We start from the raw sequence: 22,520 nt of genomic DNA on the forward strand, positions 1-22,520 counted from the left end.
TATTAACTGTACTGGTTTTTATTGTAAAAATTGTATCTGTACTGGTTTTATTGTTCAAGGGATACTCTTTTAAAACAAAGGAGGGGTGAGTATGAAAAGAAATGATTTGTTGTTAGCGGTATTTGTGATGGCAATTTGGGGATTCAATTTCTCGATGATAAAAATGGGTGTGACCAACGTTCATCCGTTGTTGGCAACCGCCGCGCGTTTCTCGTTAGCGGTTATTCCGGTGATATTTTTTGTGGCAAGACCGAATGTCGCTTGGCGTTACTTAGTCAGTTACGGCTTTGTGTTCGGTGTGGGTATTTGGGGTATGGCTTCATGGTCGATCACTGCTGGGTTATCTTCTGGGCTTTCATCGGTATTACTGTCAACCAACGTATTAATCGGCATGGCAGTTGGCGTATGGGTGTTCAAGGAGAGTGCTTCTATGCGCAAATTAATGGGAGCGATGTTAGCCATGTGTGCCTTAGCAGTATTGGTATCAGCGGCAACAGGTAATGTCACCTTTAACGGCGTGATATTGATTATGATTGCGGCATGTAGCTGGACGCTGATGGGTGTAATTGTTAAAGCTTCAAAAACCACTCAAGCTTTTGCGTTTAACGTGTGGGGAATGTTGTTTGCGCCAGTTCCATTAGTGTTGTTTGCCGTCATGTTACACGGTGACCAAATTATCTGGCAGGGCATAGAACAATGGGATTCGAACACGACGATTGCAGTGCTTTTTCAGGCTTACCCAACTACGCTGTTTGGTTATTGGGTTTGGAACAAATTACTAATCCAATACCCTTTAAGCACTACCGCACCGTTAACCTTGCTCGTGCCAATCTTTGCATTGATCAGTGGTTACTTTATGTATGACGAGGTGCTGTCTGTGGCTCAGGTTGTTGCATCAATACTGTTTCTTGTCGGGATTGGTTTGATTGTGAAACCTGCGAGTGCGGCTCTAACCGATAAGGCAACTAAACTCGTAAAACAGTAATTGCACAATGTTGTTAGAACAATGGGCACTGTTAAGGCATACCTAAACTAAGTTTACTGGTACTTTGAGTTTTGGGTGGAAGATACCTTTGGCGCCCATGTCGACAACGGCATAGTCGTTGACTCCTTCAGTCATTCGGCTATGCGACTGACTGATCTTTAGGGTTTCGAACATTAACTCCTCAAGCTTGGTGTTATATTCTTTAAATTCGCCTTCGGTCAGCCTAAGTTTGGTCGTAATAAAGTAAGCTTGTTTGTTGCTTACATCGATATATTGCACGGCCTGTTTTAGAGCATCTATGACTTGGTTTTTGAACATGACGCTAAATCGCGCTTGTTCAGAGAAAGCTATATTGGCAGGTACAATGACATGGAATTTTAAGCCTAATAACATTGTTATTAGTTTTAACTGTTCAAGTTTCCTTAGGTAGATATACAGTGATGGCTCGTTTAAGTCAAAACTGGCCATTAACTGCTGGGCGTTTGCTCCTTCATTGACAATCTCGTGGAAAATCGTAAACAACGGTGGCTCTTTACAGAAGGCTGTGTCTTGCTCATCCGTAAATAATGACACCGAAGCTGAAGCTAATGCTTCTTCTGCTTCTGTGATAATGGCTGATAAAGGAAGCTGAATTAATTTACATATCTTCTGTAACTTCAAAATAGAGAGCGATTGATGGCCGTTCAGCAATCGTTTAATGCTTATTTCGGAAACTTCTGTGAATTCTGAAACTTCTTTATAAGAGATACCCGCCTTTTTTAAATGGCGTTTGATTGTTGTGCAAATTTCATCGTCAAGTGGATCCATTACTCTATACCGTCACTATTTTATACACTTAAGGTAGCACAAAATGTCACTTTTATAATTTTCTTTGAAATATAAGCGATCATTTTTGATACTTTATTTCGGTAGTAGGTGCTATTTGAGAGGTTAAGATGAATTTAGGGTTAGAGAATATAAATGTTGTTGTCACTGGCGGTTCTAGTGGAATTGGGGCGAAAATAGTTGAAGGCTTTGCTAACGAAGGGGCGAATGTTTGGTTCTGTGGCCGTTCTCAACATCGGATAGATAAGCTGCTTAAACAACTTGGAAAAGCGTCAAAGCAAGTTGTCGGAAAAGTGGTCGATGTCCATGATTTGGCACAAATGAAAGCTTGGATCGAGTCAATTCCGAATATCGATATTTTTGTACCCAATGTAAGTGCACTCTCTGATGAATGGGAAGATGTTCTGCAAAAAGACATTGCAGCCACGCAACAGGGCATTGCGTTAGTTTTACCTAAATTGCTTGAGTCGCGTTGCGCAGCAATCACCTATATTGGGTCGAAAGCGAGTGGATATACAGTTTGTAACGCCAATGCTTATGGAGCAGGGAAGGCCGCGCTAGCCCATTATATGAAATCCTTGTCCTTGACTTACATTCCTAAGGTGAGAGTCAATACTGTTTCGCCTGGAGACACATATATTGCTGATGGTTTATGGGGGCGGTGTAAGCGTGAAGATCCGGACACTTTCCAGAAAGTTATCGATAGAAATCCAATGGGTCGCTTAGCTACCCCTGAAGAAGTAGCCAACGTGGTGACCTTTATTTCTAGTCCTGCTGCGAGTTTTGTCTCGGGAGCTAACTGGTATGTTGATGGTGCATCAACGCCTCATGTGCAATATTAGCTATGTCGGTATAAACTATTCACGCCGATTCGAATTAAATTCTGAAATGATACAAATCTCATATTTAATACTGATCATTTAGTAACCTCTGTTGAGTTCGATATCAAATCAAGTAGCTGATTTTATTGAGTATCGGAGAAAAGTCTCAAAATTTATTATTTATATCGTTAAAGTTTTTAATTCTTATTTATTGTCTTATTTTGGAGTTTAACTCTGATTGGTGGCTTGGGAATAGATGTTTTTTAGCTATATATGTAAATTTACAAGCGCGTTATCTTTCTGATTTGAAAGAATAATTAAATAGTTGAGATAAAAAAGTTGGCGAAAATCAGAAGCTTGGCATACACTTTCCTTGTAAACGGCCTTATCTTATTGATTGGATAGGGTAAATGCTTTGGCGCTACTGGCGATGGTAGCAATGTATAACATAGCTTTGAGGAAAGTTTTATGGCACTCACGAAGGCCGATTTGGCTGAGAACCTGTTTGAGACACTCGGATACAGCAAGCGGGATGCCAAGGAAACGGTTGAAGTGTTTTTCGAAGAAGTTCGTAAGGCACTCGAAAATGGCGAACAGGTAAAACTGTCTGGTTTTGGTAATTTTGATCTTCGCGAGAAAAACGAGCGACCTGGTCGTAACCCGAAAACTGGTGAAGACATTCCAATTTCTGCTCGACGTGTTGTTACTTTTAGACCGGGACAAAAACTAAAGGCCCGTGTCGAGAATATTAAAATCGAGAAGTAGCCAAGCAATAGACCACGCCTAGCGTGGTCTTTTTGTATGTGACGTCTAATTTTAAACTGCGTTAAAACTATTCCCTTTATTCTTATCTCTATCCCTATCTCTATCTCGTCTAGCTTTCTAGAGCTATGAGCCGATAGATTCACTTTGAGCTTTTCGGCTAGCCACGCTGCCTAACTGATCTTCAGAATGTAATCTAGCCAAAAAGAAAGGGCTGCAAATTAATGGCAGCCCTTTGAGTTGATATTCTGTGGTGTTCTAAACGGTTTACGCGGCTTTAATATGAGTCGTGATATACGGCTGCCACGCTTGTTGGTAAAGCTCTAAAGATTGACGTCTTAGGCTATTGATTTGCGCTGCTTCGATGTCGTTGATTGGGCGTTTTTCTGCAATTGCGTGGCGCTCAATGCCTTGGATGATTTCATATAGTTCGTGCTCAGGGCCACTTTTCACATCAGCAATCGCTTTTAAGTGAAGTTGAACCTCTGCAATGATGTTGGTTTTAGGCAAGCGAACCAACAAGTTAAGGTCACGGTAACCAGAGTCAGCTGGCGATTTAAACTTGTTTTTCAGCTTAACAACGTCTGCTTCACGGCTTAGCGCTTCGTAAACTTCAACCAAGCTCTCGACATCGTTCGCGATGATAGTTGCACGGGCTAGGTCGGTAATTCTTGTTACGTCGCCGTCAAGCTCAAGGTCAATTTTCTCTTCTGCACGAGCTTGAGATTTAACACCTGCGAACAGGGCTTCTGAATTGGTTAGTAGGGCAGTACTTTTACAGATAGTTTCTAGCTCAGCTTGTGCTTGGTGAGCTTTGCTGTAAAGGATGTCGAAATCGGTATAAGGCTGAGTCGGACGTGAGTCGAATGCTTTAATGCCATATAGACCGCTTAGGCTATGGCGGAATACGTTTGATGAAACTTGGTTTTGCGCTGGAGTGCGCGATTGATCAGTTGAACTCGTTGAAACAGGTGCTGCTGCGAATGCAGGCGCTCGGCTCAATACTAGAAGCATTAGGGCCGTCGTACGGAGAAATACACTCATTCAAACTCCAAAATACAAGGTTACAAAAACGGGTAGTCAAAAGGGGTAACCAGTAACGCACAAGAGTAAAAACAGCTTAACTAAACTCACTACATATTAAATGGGGCTAGCTAAGGCAGAAACCAACTCTAACGTTTAATATTGCTTTAAAATGTGAACATATAGACAAATAATTCAAGCGTTGGTTCCGCAATTTTAAGAACTTTGAACTTAGCCAGTTTCTGATTCTGCCGAAACCAATTTGGTACTTTAAACCAAGCTAAGGTTGCTCTTACCTCTCTATACTGTACCCTTGCATTATGACTGTTTAACATGAACGAAAGATGAATAATCCTGAATTTTGGCACAATAAATGGGCAGCCAACCAAATTGGTTTCCACCTCGAAGATGTAAACCCACTTCTGATTAAATTTTGGGAAAAGACTGAGACTAGCTACGAGAAGAGTGTGTTTGTTCCACTTTGTGGCAAAAGTGAAGATCTGATTTGGCTAGCTTCAAAGCATGAAGATGTTCAAGGTGTCGAGTTAAGCCAGATTGCGGTTCGCGCATTTTTTGCAGAGCACCTTTACACGCCGACTGTGACTCAAATTAGCGGTCAGCACGAGCTGTATCAATTTGATGAACTGAACATCTATACAGGCGATTACTTCACTGCACCTATCCAGCCTGTTGATACCATTTATGATCGCGCGTCTTTGGTCGCACTGCCTGAAGAGATGCGAGTGCAGTACGTAGAGCGTTTAAAACAACTGCTGAAACCGGGTGGAAAGATCCTTCTGGTCACTCTGGATTATGACCAAAGTGAGATGGCAGGGCCTCCGTTTAGCGTACCTAAACTAGAGATCGATCAGTTGTTCTCTGGGTACAAAATCACATTGTTGAATCAAGATATTGCGGACGATGAACATCCGAAGATTGTTAAGAAAGGCTTATCTCGATTCAGTGAAGAAGTGTATTTGATTGAGTCAGATACATAAGTTCAGTTTGCTTAGTTAAGCCAACGGATAACACCAACAAAAAGACGAGCCTGATAGCCCGTCTTTTTTATTGTTCAGATTTGAACTCGTGATTGTTTAGAATTGAATTGCTGGTTAGTAAATCACTTTTACTTTAGATGCACTTTCAATAGCATCTTCAATCGCAGTCTCTGTACTGTTGCGACGAGTAAGCGCCACACCTAGGCGGCGGCGACCATCGATATCAGGCTTACCAAACAAGCGAATTTGCGTTTGTGGTGCGTCTAGCGCCTCTGTAAGACCTTCAAAACGAATGTTAGTTGAAGTGCCTTGGCCTAGAATAACCGCTGATGCACAAGGGCCGTATTGCGTGATTGATTTGATCGGCATACCAGTAAAGGCACGTACGTGCAGTGCGAATTCCGATGAGTCTTGAGACATCAATGTCACTAAACCAGTATCGTGTGGGCGAGGGGATACTTCGTTGAAGATCACATGGTCGCCTTTAACAAACAACTCAACACCAAAGATACCATGACCACCTAGAGCATTAACCACTTGTTCAGCCGTGTATTGTGCGGCTTTAAGCGCGTTGTCTGACATAACCTGAGGCTGCCATGATTCGCGGTAGTCTCCGTCTTCTTGGCGGTGGCCGATAGGTGCACAGAAATGAACACCGTCGACTGCACGAACAGTGAGAAGAGTGATCTCGTAATCAAAGTCGATGAAGCCTTCAACGATTACACGCCCAGCGCCAGTGCGACCGCCTTCTTGTGCATAGTCCCACGACTTTTGGATGTCTTCTTCGGTTTTGATAACGCTCTGGCCTTTGCCTGAAGAACTCATTACTGGTTTAACAACACAAGGCATGCCGACAAATTCAACCGCGGCAGCGAAGTCTTCAAAGGTGTCTGCAAAGCGGTAAGGAGAAGTGCTCAGTTTTAGCTCTTCTGCGGCTAGGCGACGGATACCTTCTCGGTTCATCGTTAGCTTAGTTGCGTTAGCTGTTGGAACGACATTCAAGCCTTGCGCTTCTAGCTCTACCAATTTGCTGGTGGCAATAGCTTCAATTTCAGGAACCACATAATCTGGCTTTTCTAGTTCAATGATGGCTTGAAGTGCATCGCCGTCTAACATGTCTAATACATGGCTACGATGCGCAACTTGCATCGCTGGTGCGTCTGCATAACGGTCACAAGCAATAACTTCCAAACCTAAACGTTGGCATTCGATAGCAACTTCTTTGCCGAGTTCACCTGAACCTAATAGAAGTACACGAGTAGCATTTTCACGAGTAGCAGTACCAAACATAGAAATTCCTTCCGATCTTTTGAACGATTGATTGAAAACGGGGAGATCATACTTATTTTAACGATAAAAGCAAACGTTTGCGCGAGCTGTTTCGTTAATTGCAGGGATAAAAAAAGTAGCCCCGTTAAATGGGGCTGCTTATTTAAATTTTTGTTAATTAGATGTGCTTAGATTGCTAAGTAAGTCACTGGAATGTCTGGATTAATCGCTTCTAATGTAGATTGCGTATCCGCAAGGTGGCTGATGCTACCTTCTGCGATTTCAACCAAAGCAGCACTTTCAATTTGTTCAAAATCGAAGCCAGCCAGTTTAAGTTGAATCAACGCCACTTGCAGAGGGGGTAGGCTCGGGTTAAACGCGGCATTTTCTGCATAAGCACCCGTGAAGATCTCACCTGACGTCAGTTGTAGTGAAACACCACTTAGGTTTTTGGTGTAAGGAGCATGGCTGCGGTTTAGTGCCGCTAGCGCTTCCACAACAATAGGCGTTGTTTCTTCGGTCGTGTATTTATGATCAAGCTTCGTCATTAGGCCAGTTGTCACACCTAAATCAGCAGGGCCGAATGAGTCTGGCAGGTACTCTTGCAGAGACATTTCATCACGTTGTGGAAGCTGAACTTTAAGTTCTTTTGCTGTTGTCAGTTCGTTCATGAATTGACGACAGTGACCACAAGGACTGAAGTTGATCGTGATATCTGAGATACCTTGTTCGCCTTTCATCCAAGCGTGGCTGATTGCAGATTGCTCTGCGTGTACTGTTTGGCCAAGTTGAGCACCAGCGATTTCAAGGTTTGCACCAAAATACAGAGTACCGGACAAACCGCGCACGATTGCACCAACATAAAAGTCAGATAACGGAGCGTAAGAATACGCTGCGGCAAAAGGAAGTAGTGCAATACGTAGCTCGTCATCCGCTAAATCACTTGCTTGCAGTAAGCTAGCAAATTGTTCTGGAGACAATGTCGCGTCAAAGTTGTCTGCTAATACGATGTCACTCAAAAGTGCTTTGATTGCTGTTGGAGCACTTTCCAGCGCCAGGGTAATACGACTGTTCATGTTGAATCCTTAATTGACCTTAGGCTTTAATTCTATGCAATGCTCAGGAATTTTCTGTGATATCGATCACTACTGTGCTGTTGTTGTTACATTGGTTTGCATAATTAGAGTGAGGTCACAGATGAAATCGATTGCAAGAGCAAAAACTACCATTGATATCCCACTTATTGGCGCTAAACAGAGCGCGATTTGTCTGCTATTGCTGACTAAATGCGAAAAAAAGCCCAAGCCAACACTGAAATAATCAGAGTTCTGCTTGGGCTAATTGGATATTTGTCACGCTTTAAACCACTAGCTATATCTATCAGGTAACCAATGAACAATCAGCGTTTAAACTGCACTCACGGTGGTTAAGAATAAAACCAAACTACAAGCGAAAATATACTCGGTGCGATGATTGAGGTAATGACGCCACAAAGTACAAGAGCCAAAGAACTGAATGCTGCATCTTCCTGATTCTTTTCAGCACAGGTTGCAGTGCCTAAAGCGTGAGACACAGTACCCATGGTTAAACCACGGGCGATAGGGCTCTTAATACCAATGAGATTGTAGATTGGATAAGCAAAAATTGCCCCAAACAGACCAACAATCAATACCAGTATTGCCGCAATCGCTGCTTCACCACCTAAATGGCTTGATACTTCCATCGCAATTGGCGTGGTGACTGATTTGCCTAACAAACTCGCGATCAAAGTTAAGTCCGCTTTAAAAGCCACTGCGATTAATGCCGTTGTTGTCATCGACATTACACTGCCTAGCGTGCAAGCAAAGGTAATGATGCGCCAGTTGGCTCTGATTTGAGGTAGCTGTTCATAAAGCGGGTAGGCAAGTGCAACAACCGCAGGCTGAAGCATGTAGGTAATCCAGGTGTTGTCAGCATAGTAAGTCTCAAACGGTACTTTGAAGAACGTGAGAATCGGAATGATTATACCAATGCTGATAAGCAGCGGGTTACACAGCGGCGAGTTTACTTTTTGGCTTACCCAGCGAGCAAACAGGAATACCACGATGGTGAGTAGAATCCACATGATCAATTACCTCTCGAAAGCAAGCGGTCTAAGAACCATGATAAGGACACCAACACCAGTAATGTGCCACCAACGGCGCTCGCCATAATTGGCAATGCGTTCGCGATGAGCATGTCGAAGTGATCCATCAACCCGACACTGATCGGAACAAATAGTAAGATCATTAGGCGGATAATCAAGCTTGCACCGGGCTGTACCCAGTGCGAAGGAACAATACCAATCACCATGGCGGCAAACAGAATCAACATGCCAAAAATACTGCCTGGGATTGAGGTATCCAAAAAGTGCTGTAACGCATTACCTGCTGTAAGAGCACCTATGATTAAGGTGAAGGAGATTAAGCAGTAAACCAGTTGGATCAATCTTTCTTTCAAAGTGTTACGTCTCTTGATAATGGAATTAGCTAGCTAACTTTTCTACGTATTGATAAACCGCTTTCAAGATAGCCATTTTCTTCTCGTCGCTTTCATGTTCGTGCGCGAGGTTTTCAAGGTTGAGCATGTACTCTTCTAAACGGCTCTCATAAAATTCACGACAATGGTTCGCCCATTTCAATTGTTCAGCTTCGTCGAGCGTCCATGGGAAATTTCGAGCACGGTAACGGAACAGTAGCGGTTTAATACGTTCGTCACTGAAGGTGATATCCAAAGCTGCTAAGTTATTTGGGTCAGTTTCGCGAATGATGTTCATTGCTGTTTTATCAGCAGGTGAAAAGAAACCGTCGTAAAGGTGTGTATCAACATCATCACTCTTCTCGTACTCACGCTCTTGCGAGTAGAGGCCGATCAGTTTTTCGCGGATCTCTGGGTGTTCACGAAGCAGTGCTAGGTTCTTTAAGCATTGTTGGCGATCGATACCGATGGTTTCGGCATTTTCAGCCGTCAGTGTTTTGGCTGGCGCAAGAATAGGGCACTTGTTCAGTTGAACCAATTTGATTGGTACGGGTAGCTCGTCTTCACCCAGTTCACTGCGTTTGGTGTAGAGCCTGTCTCTGAGTTCATCAGCATCCAGTTCTAATAACGGGCTTGGATCTTTGGCTAAATCAACCACGATAACGGCATTCTGATTGGTTGGGTGCCACGCCATAGGCACAACCCAACTTGTGTAGTTGCAGTCTCGACCAAACATGCCTGAAACGTGCATCAATGGTGTCATGTTTACGATATCAACCAGGTCATTCAGCTTACGCTTATGACGCATGTTGTAGAGGTAATCGAACATCTTAGGTTGTGCTGCTTTCAGCTTCTTCGCTAACTCGATGGTCGCAATAACATCGGCCATTGCATCGTGCGCGTTCTCATGTTCAATGCCGTTTGCCACAGATAGGTGTTCCAGTTTGAAGCTTGGATAACCTTCTTCGTTCTCTGGCCAAACAATGCCTTCAGGACGCAGTGCGTGAACAGCGCGCATTACATCTAACAGATCCCAACGTGAGTTGCCGTTCTGCCAGCTCCACGCATATGGGTCAATGAAGTTTCGGTAACAGGTGTAACGCGTTACTTCGTCATCGAATCGAATACTGTTGTAGCCAAGGCTTGTGGTGTTTGGTTTGGCTAACTCAGCATGGATCTTAGCGATAAACTCTGGCTCAGGAAGACCTTGTGAGGCAGCCTTCTGTGGTGTGATACGGGTGATCAGTGCTGCTTCAGGTGCAGGGAGGTAATCAGCAGGAGGTTGGCAATAGATAACCAGAGGCTCTCCAATAACATTGAAATCTTGGTCGGTACGAACACCCGCAAACTGACTCGGACGGTCTTTTGCTGGGCTAACGCCCCACGTTTCGTAATCGAAAAAGAAGTAGGTCGGCTGATTATCTGAACTCATTGAAATTCCTGAACAGCAAGCGCAGAACGTTTACTGTGGCTGAAGGTTAGTTTTGTTCAGTATCTGATAGTATGCGGTACGCGTGCAACCCAGATCACAAATAAATTGCAGGAAAGTGCTGCATTCCTATTCAATCAGACCGCTATCGGGGGAATGGAGCCTCAGATTGATTATTTCTTGGCAAGATGAACCAACAAAGTGCTGCGGTTAAAGTGCTCGAAGCGGACACAATTTGGAGGGGCGAGTAAGCTCTGGACAGCCAAAGCGCTCTGAGTCTAGCAATGAGTGTGTTACCGCTTTTATTTACCTTACATCAAGCTTTCAATGTCACGCGCTTTTCTGCATTCAACGCTCGTGAGAAATGAAACTGAATAGGTCATTAGAGCAAATCACAGAATCAGTCATTAATATCAAATTATTCTTCTTTTTGGACGTTATTTAATAGTCTTAATCACCGTAATAAATAATGATTTGATATGTCTTATTTTTAATACACTATCAATAGTGAGGTTAAATAATTAACCCCTGGCCAGTTATTATTTCAATTTTATTACAAGGTTAAGGTTTCTCCAGTTTGTTTCAAATTTGAGACTTTATTGCAACATGCTGATCTATATATGTCGTTTTTTAGTCTGACTTCAAATTTATCTCGTATTGTATTTTTTAATATATTCTAAAAAATTAGGTGTGCTTGATTAAATAAATAGATTAATTAACTGATTAGGATGTAAAACAAGTTTTATATATTGTTGGATGAAATGCTCCAATACCATTATTTTTATTAGTGTTATTTCTATCTATTTGCGTGATCTTATTCTCACTGCGTCCCATTTCTTTATAAATAAGTGTCAATATATATATTTTCTAAATAGGATTATTGCTACTTAATTGTTAACTCTGGTTGACTGTTAGGTAACCCTAATAATAAAACCGATTTTATATAAAGGATTAAAGAAATGAATAAAGTCTTTAAGGTTGTTGCTGTCTCTGCACTTTCTATCTCTTCAGCGAATGTTTTCGCTGTGAGTGACACTTTTGATGCAACACTAGAAGTAAAACAAGCAATTACAATGACAAAAACGAGTGATTTGGACTTCGGTATCATCACTTCAGACAACACAACAGATGTTGTTATCGCTCAAGGTGATGCAGGAGCTGCGGCATTTACTCTTTCTGGGGAGGCTGGTGATGCAGTAACAGTAAGTATTTCTGATACTAACTTGGTGAATGGTGTAAATACGATTGCAGCTGAATTTGACTTTAATAATGCTATTACCCTTACGGGTGGTACTGCGGATCTTAATATTGGTGGTACTGCACGTACTTCAAGTGCGACATTAGTTGCTGGTACATATACTGCTAACGTTGCAGTAGATGTTACTTACCAATAAATAAATGAAACCAGTATAATATTACGGCTGTTGCAAAGCAGCCGTCTTTACTATGAGTCTTCTATTCAAATACGCGATTTATATCGGTCTGATTTTTTATTCTAGCCCTTTTCATGCGCTAGAAATTATTCCTGAGAATATGGAAGTCAAATTTGCAGGCATGTATATCTCTGGATCGGGTCAGAATGCGGATTCAAACCCAGCCAATAGTCAGGTTTATGTGGTGCGTTTTTATGTTGAAGGTGAGCCGGGTAAAAAAATCGTGGTTTCCCTCCCTTCTAAGCAATACCTAAACCATTCTCGTAAATCCAAGCGCCTGCGTATTAGAAAGTTTTATTTTGGTTGCGGTTTATCCAAGCGAGGTCGAGCCAAAATCAAAGGGAATGGAAGAAGCAAATTATTGTGTATTGGCGCCAAAGTGAAAATCGGTGCTAACCACCCCGCAGGACTTTACACCGGTACAATCCCTTTTGAGGTTAATTATAAATGAAGTTGTTTATCTCATGTGTTCTCGGCTTAATCTTCACAACACAAGCCTATGCTCAGCTACTTATCGCTCCGACTCGTTTTGTCTTGGATGCCGACACTTCGGTGACTGAAAAAATCGTCGTCGAAAATAACTCAGATCAACCGATCCGCTTGGAGATAAAACCGATTTATCGCCCTGTAAAGGCGAGTGGCTTGGTTCGAACTGACGCTAATATTGCTGAATCGGAAGATATCGCGAGTTGGATTAAAGTGTCACCACCAATAATTCGAGAACTTAAACCCAATCAAAGACGCACGGTTCGCTTACGTATGAATGCTCTGCCTGCTGACATGGCTGATGGTGAATATCGTGCTTACTTGTGGTTTTCCCCAATAGCAAAAGCCATAGAGTTATCAGACATTGCGTTGTCTTCAAGCAAAACCAACAGTGATGGTTCAGCCTTTCAATTGAACTTTCACATCAACAGTTATGTACCTGTTTATGTTCAGAAAGGTGAGCAGGTACAAGATGTTAAGTTTGCGTGTGACAGCCAAAGCATCAAGATTCGCAACGATGGTAACTTTCAGTTTACTGCGAAATTGAATGTCGACGAGCATAGCGAAAAAGTGGTGCTACTTCGTAATGCTGAATTAACTAAGCCTTTCCCAAAAGGGTCGAAGATCTCACTGGTTCAGAACGAACAGCCTCTGTACGAATGTGTTCTGTAGTGCTCGTTTCATTGTCGCAGACTCTGTAAAAGCCAGTGTTCAATCGCATGCTTTGGCGACTTTTGTTACTCGCTTCACTGTTTCCTTTTGCTGCGTATTCGGAATCTAAAGCAGAGAGTGAGGCGAGTGAACTCTATCCAGCCCATGTTGAAGTTCGAGTCGGGAAAGTGGGGGATAGCTTTTATCGTGTCATGATGGATGATTACGAAGAGCCTTTTATTTCGATATCCAATGCCGCTTTTTATCTGCTCGAAATGAATGGTCAGTGTGATGAGAGCGGATATTGTGAACTGTATTTGCCCCAAGATGTGGGAAGAGAATCTCCTCCGTACATTTTAGATACCGAACAAGCCATCTGTTATCGCGATGACAACAATATCCAGTCGATCAAATATCAAGTCATCGACTCAGAAACTTACATCCATTGGTATAGCTTACAAGCTTGTATACCGGCTAAAGTGCGTTGGGATATTGATGACTATCGGCTCACCGTTACTCCAGAATTCAGTTCATTGACTGAACTGGAAGCCGCTATTTCTAAGATGAAAAATGAATCACGTAAGAAGGCTGAGGATCTCAAGCGAGCAGAAAACACGCCAGCTTTCGAGCCTGTTGACGCCGTGGGTTTGGCGAGTCGGTTAGCGACTTCGGTTTATCATGACAGTGAAACTGGCGGTGATGTTTACGCAATCTCAGACACCATATTAAGCACTGAGCACTCCTCGTCTCGCTTGTCGATTGATTCACGAGAAGATAACCCTATCGTTTATTACAACATTGAGGTAGAAGCTCATGACGGCGAAGGCTCTCTGGAAGTCGGCCATGTGTTATTAGATGGCAGCGTCTTTACCGTGAATCAAACCCTCGAAGATGGGCTCTATTATACCAATCGAAAGCGACAAACAGAGTTCGGCAACCTTCAACTCGAACGAACTACTCAACCAAACATCAGCATCGATGTTTTGGTCAATGGCATTTATCAAACCACTTATCGCTCTGATGAGTTTGGACGCTTCGTTGTTGAAGAAGACAATATTTCCCCCGGTGACACCATCAAGTTTCGCTACTACCTATCTAAAGGTGTCTGGCAGGAAGAAGAGATCACCGTTGCCGGTTTAGAAGATGCATTTCTGCCAAGAAACGAGTGGGGCGTACAAGTGGTGGGTAACGAAGGTGCAGACCGAGCGGGCGCTGTGTCACTTGAATATGGGCTTGCCAATTACTTCACCGTGGGTAGCGCCTTTATGAGGCAACATGGCAAAGATCAGATTGGCTTTCAAGGACGATATTTACCAGCGCACTGGTTTGCGGGTCATATCGGTTGGTTACCAGAGTTCGATCGCTTTCCAATGGAGTTTGATATCTTGATCAACGGCGATCAGTCGGCATCGATAGAGCTTAATAAAACCGATGAATTGGACTTAGAGTCAATGGAGTACGATGTTTTCAAATACAACCTGTCGCTTGCAAACCTAACAGCCTTTTTAGCGGTAAGAGATGATGATGACGAATTGAGCGTTGAACCTAAGCTCAATTTGAAAGTGGCTCGTAATCTGTTTGTATCATATGCTGGCGACTATCGATACACCAAAGCTTCTCATCAAGAAGACTATCTACATACCATTGGTTTGGCCAAAAGTGGGTTCTCAGATACATCGTGGAATATCTCAGGAACTATTGATGGCTCGGGTCATCATGAACGAACGGAACTATCCCTAAGGAATGCGTGTAAAGAGTGCCTGCTCGATCCGCTGGAGGTTTTTCAAGAGCTCACGACGAACGTATCGGCTCGCTATCAAAAACATGAGGTTTCGTTTACTGCCTCTTTAGAAGCTCGTATGAATCCTTATTTACTCTTTAAACTGGAAGGAACAGAAGACCGATACGGTGTCGAGATGACGACCGAATTCGGTGCTAAAACTTACTTTGATGAAAGCATTGGTGAGTTTGTTGAGTGGAATCGATACAACCATTCTAAGTTGACGGGCATTGTCTACGATCACCACAAACAGCCCATACAAGGCGTAAGCCTACAAATTTTGGACCAACGAGCGGTCAGTGATGCAAAAGGCCGATTTGAATTCTCAAGTGTTCCAGCTCGAGATAATCTGCCTATCTATATCGATGAAGGGGCACTCGATCTTAACCTGACACCGATTCAAAACCCTGTGTTTGTAAATACTAAACAGGTAGGCCTGACTCATGCTCATATCGAAATGGTGGTGTCATTTGGCGTCGATGGCACGGTAAAAGGTGACCTAGAAAACAGTGCTTATCTCCACTTTAAACATATCCAGAAAGGTACTGAGTATTCGAGCGAGATTGAGAGCGATGGCTTTTACATGGTAGAGGGGCTCATCGCGGGCAAATACATTGTGACTTTAGAAATGGGAGACAAGCGATACGTGCAAGGTGCCGACTTGAACGGAGATTTCTGGGTAAGCGACCTCACATTCAATCTCATTGATTTTCATAAGGTGTATTAGACCTGATCGCTTTGATTAGTCTGAAGGAGGCGAGAGTATCAATTGAACTTTCTGTTTCATGGTTAACTCTCGGTTGTTTAAATCTTTGAATATGGATTTCCATTCTTGAAAGGTGACCACTATCGGGTTAAAACTGTTTACTGGTTTGGTGACGCCGTAACGAACTATTTCAACTTCAGGCTCGAAGGTACCAAACAACTTATCCCAAATGATCAAAACACCGGCGTAGTTCTTATCGATGTATTGCGGGTTTTGACCGTGATGTACTCGATGATGCGAAGGGGTGTTAAAGATGTATTCAAGTGGCCCTAAGCTCCGTATCCATTGTGTATGGACAAAGAACTGCAAACCTAGATTCAGCAGCACCACAAAGATGACCCATTTAGGGTCAAAACCTATGATGACCAACGGTACCCAAAATAGCCACATACCTGCGAATGGGTACATTAAACTCTGACGAAACGCAGTACTAAAGTTCATCTGTTCTGAACTGTGGTGTGCCACGTGTGCCGCCCACATCCAGCGAACGCGGTGGCTTGCCCTGTGAAACCAGTAATAGAAAAAGTCCTGTAGAACCATCAACACAATGAAACTCAGCACACCCATTTCGATATCCATTAAGTGCCAGCCGAATAACCAAAGATACAGTTGAACAATCAGTAATCCGGTTAACAAATCGGAGAGCTGGTGCATACCCGCCAACGTAAAGTTACAGAGCACTTCAGACAATTTATAACTCGAGTTGTCGGGTAATCGACCTTGCTTCTGGCCGATAAAATACTCGGCCAACATACAAAGCAGGAACAAGGGCGCTAAAACAAGCAGTAGCCATTCTGGGTGATTGATCAGTGAGTCGATATCCATTTCCGGTTCCTTTTTTCTTTTTGTTTCCCGACGAGGTGTGCTACCAGCGTGCGAAATGATCTTCAGTAAGACCAAGCACATTCTCTAGCTGATGGATGATCCCGTCGTTGTCTTGAATTGAGCCTGAAAAGTGGCCGATGAACTGTCGGAAGTTACTTTTAAGTACCCATAAGTTGAGTTTTTCACTGCGTCGGTTAATAGGGGTAAACGTCAGGTTGATGCGCCCATCTTGCGAGGTTACCTGCCAAGGTAAATCCGAGTTTTGACGACTAAACGTAAACTGCACGGCATTGAGCAAGTGTCTGGTGCCATTCACCCACAATACGTTTTCACACCCTCCGGTTTCATTGACACCTGCTGCAAGGTTGAGGCCAATGTCGGTACTGTTGGATTTCGCGTTGATGCTCGCCCAGCGCCAACTGGTTTCACGTCTCATGTAACCCGCTGAAAAGTCATACCCAGCACGAGCTGGTTCGAGATCGAGTGATTCTTCTTTGATTTGGATATCGCCCGTGATGCGCAAAGCATTGTGCTTTTGAGTGTAAGTCCAACCTGAATAACCGGTTGGGCTGCACATCGCCATGGGCAAGCTATCAGTTTCAGGCTCTAAAGCGATATCGGCCTTGATGAGTTTGGTATTCAAGCGAACTCGCCATTGTCCGCCTTCAATATCGAAAGTAATGCTTTGATCTGCAATGCTTGTCTTTCCTTCAAATGGTGAAGGCGTTACATGCTTATCAAACCCTAATGGCCTCAACCAAGATGACTCTTCCAGATGGTTGTTTTCTATGTCGTACAGATAACAAAATGCCGAGCCTAAGTAACGAATATCCGCGATAGCGACGCCGATAATGTGTGTGTCGGTGACGATGCTGACAAACTGGAATTGTTTGTAGTGGAAGTGCTTCTGCCAAGAGTTTGCTTTTGCATCCATCGAGTTTCGATAGTCAAAATTCTCTATGTTCAGGCGTTTAGGGATCCCATCGAAATGTCCGATGGTCGGCTGACCATTCGAATCAATCAAACTGTGTGGGGCTGGGCTGGTTTTTATCATTGCGATGGTTCACATAAAATTAACAACTAAAGCCATTGTGCGATGAGTCGCGTAGAATTGGGAGGTCATATTCGGACAAGAGCGCGTTGCCAATCACGATTTTGTCAGCATGTGTTGTTGAGGCTGAGTAGTCATATTTATGGGAATGTGCTCGATATAAGGAGAGACGATTGGAGATTATCGCGGAGTATAAGCCAACCGGACATCGGTATCAGTTGGGTACATTAGATATTGCGCTGCTGTTAAATACGCTAGAGCAACGAGGCGTCGATATTGAAAGAGTACTCATGGATGTGGGTTTAGAAACCATGGATTGGCGAGACCCGAATGGAAAGCTGACTTACGCTGACAAGCTTTCGTTGTTTAGCGCGGCTAATCAGAGTTTTCCTCATGATGGCTTGGGGCTTTGGTTGGGGGAGCACGCTAGCTTGAGCCACTTTGGTGTGTTGGGTTATGCGCTATCGACCAGTCAAAATGTCGGGGAGGCGATCAAGTCGGGCTTTAAGTATTTGCGCCTGAATGGACCTATCTTCTCGGTTAAATTGTTTCTAGATTCCGAGCAAGCAGTGATTCAGATTGAGAACACCTTGGAAGTGGGCGATCTGCTTCCTTTCTGCAGTGAGTATTTCTTGAGTTCAATCGTCTCTTTGTTCAAAGAACTGACTGGTCATGAGTTGGATATTCACACTTTGGCTTTGCCTTATGCTCGCACTAATTACGCCAAGCTCTATGACGAGCGTTTCCAGTGCCCTGTAGTTTTTGAGCAGAGCCATTGTGAACTGCGTTTTGATGCCTCGGTTTTGTCACAAACCTTATTGACTCATGATGCAGCGACACTGAAGCGCTACCTTGCGTCTTGCCAGTCGATAGTTGAGACATTGGACTCGGAACATTTGCTGACTAACCAGATCAAAACGATCTTTTATCAAACCGCAGGCTGTTTCCCGAATATAGAACAGCTCGCAGACGAATTTGGTTGTAGCTCTCGCACGCTCAGGAGAGAGCTGGTTACTCATGATTCCAGTTATCAAGTATTGCTTACCGAAGTTCGAGTGGAACTAGCCAAAGAGCTATTACTTGGCACATCCATGAGCATTGATGATATTGGTGAAAGGCTTGGTTATAGCGACCCTGCAAATTTCAGAAGGGCGTTTAAAGGTTGGCTCAATAAAACGCCCGCGCAGTTCCGTAACGGTTTAAGTTAAAGCGTTACTTGCTAAAAAACTGCTCCCTGAAATCGGATACTTGCTGCTGATAGTAATTGTCCCAATCTTGTTGAGTCCAAGTGGCATAACTTGAGCTTCGCTGAGAGTCCAAGGTCGCTTTGAGCTGATCAAGTTGCTCATGATAACTCATTACGGTTTGTTGCTGTTGTGCGACTTGTTGTTCTCGCGCGGTAATGTTGCTGGTCTGCGTTTCATCTAAGTAGGTTTCTTGAAGGTCGGCTTTGACTGATGCGATTTCAGCAGGGCTATAGCTGCTGGGTATCAAAGAGACTGCCAGTTCATATTTTTGAAGCTGGGTTTCGGCGTTCAATGTCGCTGTATTGTTTTGCCATTCACTAAGCAAATCTTGATAGTTGGCCAAAAACTGGCTCGCTTCGTTCTCTTCAAGGGTGTTGGCGTCAAGCGTAAAATCTAGATGAGCAAATTGGTCTGCGAATAGCTGGTGGGCCAACTCTCCCCACACTTGCCGTGCAGACTGTTTGAATAGGGCAACACGCTCTTCAAGAGTCTCTATGGATTCAAGAGGGATGGTACTTTGGGTTAATTGCCAATCGACGAATAGCTGCGGATAGTCGCTCAGTAACTCAAACCATATACTTGGCAACTCTGATTTCAATCGTGCGAGTTGCTCAATGCAGTCATCGCGTTGTTTGCAAAGCGCCCAGAACCCATCGAGTTCATCGAATAGAGCTTTACCTTCAAGTTCGCTTAAGTTTTCAACATGCGTTTCTCCGCCCGATGATTCTGCTTCGGCATGCTTGTTTTGCGATGCTGCATTTTCCGAACTGGCGGTTGCAGTTGGCATGGAATTGTCGTCAGCAGTTGTCGTAGAAACCCGCTGTTTTGCTTCTGTGTGTTGAGCAGAAGATAGCGGTGTTTCAGTGGATTTTGATGACCAAGAATAGCCAATAATGCCCGTCGTTAAGACGAGCATTAGGATTAAGATGACTCGATGCATTATGGGTTCACCGAGTTATTTAATGAGGGCGCTAACAGGGAAGTGGTCTGAAAGGTTGTAGTGCTTCCATAACTCACTGCTTGTTGATCTTGGGACATCCACACGATTGTCGTTATGAGCTTTAGCAGCATACTCTGAACTCACCACTACATAATCGAGATACTCAACATTCTCGCCACCCGACATAGGTTCGCCTGCAAAGTTGTTGATGCGAGGGTCAAAAGTAGACGCGGTGTAACCTGAATATTGTGGCTCTTCAGCTTGCAGGTTAGCGAACATCTCTTGGTAGTCGCCTGGGAACTTCAGCTTGTTCACGTTAAAGTCACCGCTGTAAATAACCGTCTCTGAAGTTGGTATTTCCAGTGATTGAGCAAGCTGACGCATCTGTTTAAATTGACGTTGTCGGTAGTCACGAGCTGTGTCCGTATCGAATGAGGCGGTGTGAGTGCCAAACACGTGGTAAGCCTGACCATTTTTGATGACTTCAGCGTAATTTACCCCTTTGTCTGCGAAACAATCTGTGCCTGTACAATCCGGGAACACGTATTGCGCTTCGTTGACGATAGGGTAACGGCTCACAATGATCACGCCGCCGTCATAGATGTTGATGCCATCTTTATCGAGCATCTTGGTTTGGTACGGGTACTCTTTCGCAAGTTCACGTAGGAACTCATCTCGTCCGTTGGCAAACACCTCTTGAAGCGCCAACACGTCGTAACCTTTTACGTATTGAGGAAGAAGATCGTAGCGGTCACCAATATGCGAAGCGATGGCAGGCAGTGCCCAGATGTTATAGGTCATGACTTTTAGTGTCTTGGCATTCGGCTCGGGTTGCTCATCTACTTTTGGTGGGGTGATGGTGTAATAAATATCATCATAGCGCGCTGTAGAATCGGCTTTGAGGGCTAGCTCTGCATTGACCCCGAATGCATCGGTTGTGCTGCGATGAATATTACGATCGTCATGCAAAGTTAGGTTGATGTCTGCGGCACTCAAACCATGTTGCAGTGTCGAATTATACCAATGTCCTTCCATGGTTTGCTTGAGCGTGACACTTTCTCCAATAGAGTTTGATACCACTGTGTCAAACTCGTATGTCTTACCGGACTTTACGCCTGTCCAGCGATTGAAACTGATCAGTTTTTTGGTTTCCCACGGGCCAATCTGCTCAACGTGTTGTTGCCACTCATCGCCAAGTTGCAGTAAGTCGGTACCGGTATGATTGGTTTGAATCGTCATCACTTGGTTGGTGTTGTTGGTCAGATACACATCGGTATCTGCAATAGCCGAGGTTGAAATGAATGAAGCTGATGCAAGTAATGCACTCAGGCAAGTCCATTGAGTTTTCATTTTCACGTTATCCTTACTGATTGGTTTAAAGAATAACGTAGTAAAGAGTTGTGACATTGGAGTTATAACTCTATCAGAATTATCCAAATATTAGATATATGCCATGGTTTTATAAATTCGATTACTCATTGATAATTAACATATTGCTTTGTCTGAATGATAAGTGATACGCGCGCACGCTAATAAATAGAGGAACGATTTGGATTTGAGGGTAAGTCACTAGTGGTGTGTTTTTGTGGAAATCATAGGTCGGTAAATAACCAGAAATGGATGCTGTGAATCACGATAAGGGATAACGCTAGCGGCCTTGCTCTATCAGCATAAATTTTGCCATTGTTCAGTAAACAGATTCCTCAAAAACAGGTATGATAGTGTCGTTTTTAATCCTGAACTGGGAAAGTCATGGCAAAGTTAACACTCCAAGAGCAAATGCTTAAAGCTGGCTTGGTAAATGAGAAAAAATTAAAGAAGGCGAAGAAGGGCTCTAAAAAGTCTCGCGTTCAGTCTCGTGAAGCAAAAGCGGCAGCAGAAGAAACTAAACTGGCGCAGCAAGCGAAAGACAAAGAGTTAAACCAACAGTTGAAAGAACAGCAGTTGAGCAAAGAAATTAAAGCTCAAGTGAAGCAACTGATTGAGATGAACAAGATCGAACAGAAGAACGGTGAGATCAAATACAACTTCACCGATGGTACGCTAGTTAAATACCTTTACGTAGAAGACCTGACTCAAAAGCAACTAAGTAAAGGTATTCTAAGTATCGCGCGTCAAGGCGAAAGCTATGTTGTTATTCCAACAGCAGTAGCGAACAAAATTGCGATGCGCGACGAAGAATCTATTGTTGATACGCAGGCAGGTAGCACAGACGAAGTCGACGAAGATGACCCGTACAAAGACTTCGTGATCCCAGATGATCTAATGTGGTAGCCTTCGACTAAACCACTATCTAATTCGTCAATTACTTGTGGCGTTGAAGAAGTATTAAAAGCCCCGATGTGTTTTACATCGGGGCTTTTTCAATGTTGGCAACTGCATAGAATTATTTACGGGCTCATCTGAACCGGTCGTGTCTCTATATTTGAGAAATAATTCATTGCCAGTGCCTCACTTTCGACCGCTTTACTGGTAAGTAGGTAAGCAAGTAGGTTACCGACTAAGGCTTTGGCCAGCTAATCGGCAACAATGTCTGCGATGTCGAAAGTTGAGTCTTGTTGGTTGTTTTTAAGTTGATGATATTCAAGCTGATATTGCTCATAGCCATCAAAGTAGCAGTCGCCGATTTCATTGCGCGGGCAAATTTTTACATCGTCTCTTGCGACCAGTTCAGTTGAACAAGATGGGCAGTGTTTCATAGATCCTCCTGATGGAATACCAGTGTATAAACGG

22 protein-coding genes are annotated in these 22,520 nt (G+C 43.6%); 10 read left to right on the top strand and 12 right to left on the bottom strand.

What is annotated here, in order from left to right; genetic code table 11:
* Positions 1-91: 91 nt before the first annotated feature.
* Positions 92-985: an EamA family transporter gene (locus QQ041_RS12605; protein WP_239717910.1), complete on the top strand. Its 894-nt coding sequence runs from the start codon at positions 92-94 to the stop codon at positions 983-985.
* A gap of 42 nt (positions 986-1,027) precedes the next feature.
* Here the strand turns inward: QQ041_RS12605 and QQ041_RS12610 are convergent, their stop codons facing one another.
* Entirely contained in the window at positions 1,028-1,792 is a 765-nt protein-coding gene (locus tag QQ041_RS12610; protein ID WP_285954089.1) for a helix-turn-helix domain-containing protein, read from the bottom strand.
* A gap of 128 nt (positions 1,793-1,920) precedes the next feature.
* On the opposite strand from QQ041_RS12610, the gene QQ041_RS12615 reads away from it, so the two are divergent.
* Together QQ041_RS12615 and ihfA are read left to right on the top strand one after the other, a co-directional pair.
* Positions 1,921-2,652, top strand: a complete 732-nt coding sequence (locus QQ041_RS12615) for an SDR family NAD(P)-dependent oxidoreductase (RefSeq protein ID WP_146491241.1) — start codon at positions 1,921-1,923, stop codon at positions 2,650-2,652.
* 447 nt (positions 2,653-3,099) lie between these two features.
* The gene (ihfA, locus tag QQ041_RS12620) at positions 3,100-3,396 is read left to right on the top strand and encodes an integration host factor subunit alpha (RefSeq protein ID WP_004734853.1); all 297 of its coding nucleotides are present in this window, start codon (positions 3,100-3,102) and stop codon (positions 3,394-3,396) included.
* 264 nt (positions 3,397-3,660) lie between these two features.
* On the opposite strand, the gene QQ041_RS12625 is transcribed toward ihfA, so the two are convergent.
* A complete protein-coding gene (locus QQ041_RS12625; RefSeq protein WP_285954090.1) occupies positions 3,661-4,437 on the bottom strand; it encodes a RelA/SpoT domain-containing protein in 777 nt (258 codons plus the stop codon).
* A 323-nt stretch (positions 4,438-4,760) separates the two neighbouring features.
* On the opposite strand from QQ041_RS12625, the gene QQ041_RS12630 reads away from it, so the two are divergent.
* Positions 4,761-5,414 (top strand): thiopurine S-methyltransferase, encoded by a 654-nt coding sequence (locus tag QQ041_RS12630; protein ID WP_285954091.1) that lies wholly within the window; start codon positions 4,761-4,763, stop codon positions 5,412-5,414.
* Between the two features lie 114 nt (positions 5,415-5,528).
* Here QQ041_RS12630 and purT read toward each other — a convergent pair whose 3' ends face one another.
* From purT to sbcB, 5 genes are all read right to left on the bottom strand, one after another.
* Positions 5,529-6,704 carry a formate-dependent phosphoribosylglycinamide formyltransferase gene (gene purT, locus QQ041_RS12635; protein ID WP_146491238.1) on the bottom strand — a complete coding sequence of 392 codons (1,176 nt, stop codon included), beginning with the start codon at positions 6,702-6,704 and terminating at the stop codon, positions 5,529-5,531.
* A 167-nt stretch (positions 6,705-6,871) separates the two neighbouring features.
* The gene (gene cdd, locus QQ041_RS12640; protein ID WP_285954092.1) at positions 6,872-7,759 is read right to left on the bottom strand and encodes a cytidine deaminase; all 888 of its coding nucleotides are present in this window, start codon (positions 7,757-7,759) and stop codon (positions 6,872-6,874) included.
* A 350-nt stretch (positions 7,760-8,109) separates the two neighbouring features.
* Positions 8,110-8,787 (bottom strand): LrgB family protein, encoded by a 678-nt coding sequence (locus QQ041_RS12645; RefSeq protein ID WP_004734865.1) that lies wholly within the window; start codon positions 8,785-8,787, stop codon positions 8,110-8,112.
* A 2-nt stretch (positions 8,788-8,789) separates the two neighbouring features.
* Complete coding sequence (locus QQ041_RS12650) at positions 8,790-9,161, bottom strand: CidA/LrgA family protein (protein ID WP_004734867.1); 372 nt, start codon at positions 9,159-9,161, stop codon at positions 8,790-8,792.
* Between the two features lie 25 nt (positions 9,162-9,186).
* Positions 9,187-10,611: an exodeoxyribonuclease I gene (gene sbcB / locus QQ041_RS12655; RefSeq protein WP_146491237.1), complete on the bottom strand. Its 1,425-nt coding sequence runs from the start codon at positions 10,609-10,611 to the stop codon at positions 9,187-9,189.
* Positions 10,612-11,567: 956 nt separating this feature from the next.
* Between sbcB and QQ041_RS12660 the strand changes: the two genes are divergently transcribed.
* Genes QQ041_RS12660 through QQ041_RS12675 form a run of 4 tightly spaced genes read left to right on the top strand, consistent with a single transcriptional unit; the run spans position 11,568 to position 15,685 of the window.
* Positions 11,568-12,002, top strand: a complete 435-nt coding sequence (locus QQ041_RS12660) for a DUF4402 domain-containing protein (RefSeq protein ID WP_146491236.1) — start codon at positions 11,568-11,570, stop codon at positions 12,000-12,002.
* A 52-nt stretch (positions 12,003-12,054) separates the two neighbouring features.
* Positions 12,055-12,492 carry a DUF4402 domain-containing protein gene (locus QQ041_RS12665; protein ID WP_285954093.1) on the top strand — a complete coding sequence of 146 codons (438 nt, stop codon included), beginning with the start codon at positions 12,055-12,057 and terminating at the stop codon, positions 12,490-12,492.
* A complete protein-coding gene (locus QQ041_RS12670; protein WP_146491234.1) occupies positions 12,489-13,199 on the top strand; it encodes a molecular chaperone in 711 nt (236 codons plus the stop codon). The genes QQ041_RS12665 and QQ041_RS12670 overlap by 4 nt, the downstream gene beginning before the upstream one ends.
* 47 nt (positions 13,200-13,246) lie before the next feature.
* On the top strand, positions 13,247-15,685 hold the full coding sequence (locus tag QQ041_RS12675) for a carboxypeptidase-like regulatory domain-containing protein (protein WP_285954094.1): 2,439 nt from the start codon (positions 13,247-13,249) through the stop codon (positions 15,683-15,685).
* A 15-nt stretch (positions 15,686-15,700) separates the two neighbouring features.
* Here QQ041_RS12675 and QQ041_RS12680 read toward each other — a convergent pair whose 3' ends face one another.
* Both QQ041_RS12680 and QQ041_RS12685 read right to left on the bottom strand, forming a co-directional pair.
* Positions 15,701-16,549 carry a sterol desaturase family protein gene (locus tag QQ041_RS12680; RefSeq protein ID WP_285954095.1) on the bottom strand — a complete coding sequence of 283 codons (849 nt, stop codon included), beginning with the start codon at positions 16,547-16,549 and terminating at the stop codon, positions 15,701-15,703.
* 40 nt (positions 16,550-16,589) lie between these two features.
* Complete coding sequence (locus tag QQ041_RS12685) at positions 16,590-17,603, bottom strand: DUF2804 domain-containing protein (protein ID WP_285954096.1); 1,014 nt, start codon at positions 17,601-17,603, stop codon at positions 16,590-16,592.
* A 170-nt stretch (positions 17,604-17,773) separates the two neighbouring features.
* On the opposite strand from QQ041_RS12685, the gene QQ041_RS12690 reads away from it, so the two are divergent.
* Positions 17,774-18,808: an AraC family transcriptional regulator gene (locus QQ041_RS12690; protein ID WP_285954097.1), complete on the top strand. Its 1,035-nt coding sequence runs from the start codon at positions 17,774-17,776 to the stop codon at positions 18,806-18,808.
* 4 nt (positions 18,809-18,812) lie between these two features.
* Here the strand turns inward: QQ041_RS12690 and QQ041_RS12695 are convergent, their stop codons facing one another.
* Together QQ041_RS12695 and QQ041_RS12700 are read right to left on the bottom strand one after the other, a co-directional pair.
* Positions 18,813-19,763: a chromosome partitioning protein ParA gene (locus QQ041_RS12695; RefSeq protein WP_285954222.1), complete on the bottom strand. Its 951-nt coding sequence runs from the start codon at positions 19,761-19,763 to the stop codon at positions 18,813-18,815.
* Between the two features lie 39 nt (positions 19,764-19,802).
* Positions 19,803-21,137, bottom strand: coding sequence for a sphingomyelin phosphodiesterase (locus QQ041_RS12700; RefSeq protein WP_285954098.1), 1,335 nt, complete (start codon positions 21,135-21,137; stop codon positions 19,803-19,805).
* Positions 21,138-21,539: 402 nt separating this feature from the next.
* On the opposite strand from QQ041_RS12700, the gene QQ041_RS12705 reads away from it, so the two are divergent.
* Positions 21,540-22,061, top strand: coding sequence for a DUF2058 domain-containing protein (locus QQ041_RS12705; RefSeq protein ID WP_016786196.1), 522 nt, complete (start codon positions 21,540-21,542; stop codon positions 22,059-22,061).
* A gap of 242 nt (positions 22,062-22,303) precedes the next feature.
* On the opposite strand, the gene QQ041_RS12710 is transcribed toward QQ041_RS12705, so the two are convergent.
* Positions 22,304-22,486 (bottom strand): hypothetical protein, encoded by a 183-nt coding sequence (locus tag QQ041_RS12710; RefSeq protein WP_285954099.1) that lies wholly within the window; start codon positions 22,484-22,486, stop codon positions 22,304-22,306.
* Positions 22,487-22,520 lie beyond the last annotated feature (34 nt).

Origin of the sequence: Vibrio sp. TMPB1044, assembly GCF_030442075.1 — a bacterium.
In the GTDB taxonomy this organism is placed as follows: domain Bacteria; phylum Pseudomonadota; class Gammaproteobacteria; order Enterobacterales; family Vibrionaceae; genus Vibrio; species Vibrio satsumensis.

Excerpts from the sequence above, each read along its gene's own strand:
- QQ041_RS12605 (WP_239717910.1), top strand. The coding sequence starts at position 92 with ATGAAAAGAAATGATTTGTTGTTAGCGGTATTTGTGATGGCAATTTGG.
- QQ041_RS12610 (WP_285954089.1), bottom strand. The coding sequence starts at position 1,792 with ATGGATCCACTTGACGATGAAATTTGCACAACAATCAAACGCCATTTA.
- QQ041_RS12615 (WP_146491241.1), top strand. The coding sequence starts at position 1,921 with ATGAATTTAGGGTTAGAGAATATAAATGTTGTTGTCACTGGCGGTTCT.
- ihfA (WP_004734853.1), top strand. The coding sequence starts at position 3,100 with ATGGCACTCACGAAGGCCGATTTGGCTGAGAACCTGTTTGAGACACTC.
- QQ041_RS12625 (WP_285954090.1), bottom strand. The coding sequence starts at position 4,437 with ATGAGTGTATTTCTCCGTACGACGGCCCTAATGCTTCTAGTATTGAGC.
- QQ041_RS12630 (WP_285954091.1), top strand. The coding sequence starts at position 4,761 with ATGAATAATCCTGAATTTTGGCACAATAAATGGGCAGCCAACCAAATT.
- purT (WP_146491238.1), bottom strand. The coding sequence starts at position 6,704 with ATGTTTGGTACTGCTACTCGTGAAAATGCTACTCGTGTACTTCTATTA.
- cdd (WP_285954092.1), bottom strand. The coding sequence starts at position 7,759 with ATGAACAGTCGTATTACCCTGGCGCTGGAAAGTGCTCCAACAGCAATC.
- QQ041_RS12645 (WP_004734865.1), bottom strand. The coding sequence starts at position 8,787 with ATGTGGATTCTACTCACCATCGTGGTATTCCTGTTTGCTCGCTGGGTA.
- sbcB (WP_146491237.1), bottom strand. The coding sequence starts at position 10,611 with ATGAGTTCAGATAATCAGCCGACCTACTTCTTTTTCGATTACGAAACG.
- QQ041_RS12660 (WP_146491236.1), top strand. The coding sequence starts at position 11,568 with ATGAATAAAGTCTTTAAGGTTGTTGCTGTCTCTGCACTTTCTATCTCT.
- QQ041_RS12665 (WP_285954093.1), top strand. The coding sequence starts at position 12,055 with ATGAGTCTTCTATTCAAATACGCGATTTATATCGGTCTGATTTTTTAT.
- QQ041_RS12670 (WP_146491234.1), top strand. The coding sequence starts at position 12,489 with ATGAAGTTGTTTATCTCATGTGTTCTCGGCTTAATCTTCACAACACAA.
- QQ041_RS12675 (WP_285954094.1), top strand. The coding sequence starts at position 13,247 with ATGCTTTGGCGACTTTTGTTACTCGCTTCACTGTTTCCTTTTGCTGCG.
- QQ041_RS12680 (WP_285954095.1), bottom strand. The coding sequence starts at position 16,549 with ATGGATATCGACTCACTGATCAATCACCCAGAATGGCTACTGCTTGTT.
- QQ041_RS12685 (WP_285954096.1), bottom strand. The coding sequence starts at position 17,603 with ATGATAAAAACCAGCCCAGCCCCACACAGTTTGATTGATTCGAATGGT.
- QQ041_RS12695 (WP_285954222.1), bottom strand. The coding sequence starts at position 19,763 with ATGCTCGTCTTAACGACGGGCATTATTGGCTATTCTTGGTCATCAAAA.
- QQ041_RS12700 (WP_285954098.1), bottom strand. The coding sequence starts at position 21,137 with ATGAAAACTCAATGGACTTGCCTGAGTGCATTACTTGCATCAGCTTCA.
- QQ041_RS12705 (WP_016786196.1), top strand. The coding sequence starts at position 21,540 with ATGGCAAAGTTAACACTCCAAGAGCAAATGCTTAAAGCTGGCTTGGTA.
- QQ041_RS12710 (WP_285954099.1), bottom strand. The coding sequence starts at position 22,486 with ATGAAACACTGCCCATCTTGTTCAACTGAACTGGTCGCAAGAGACGAT.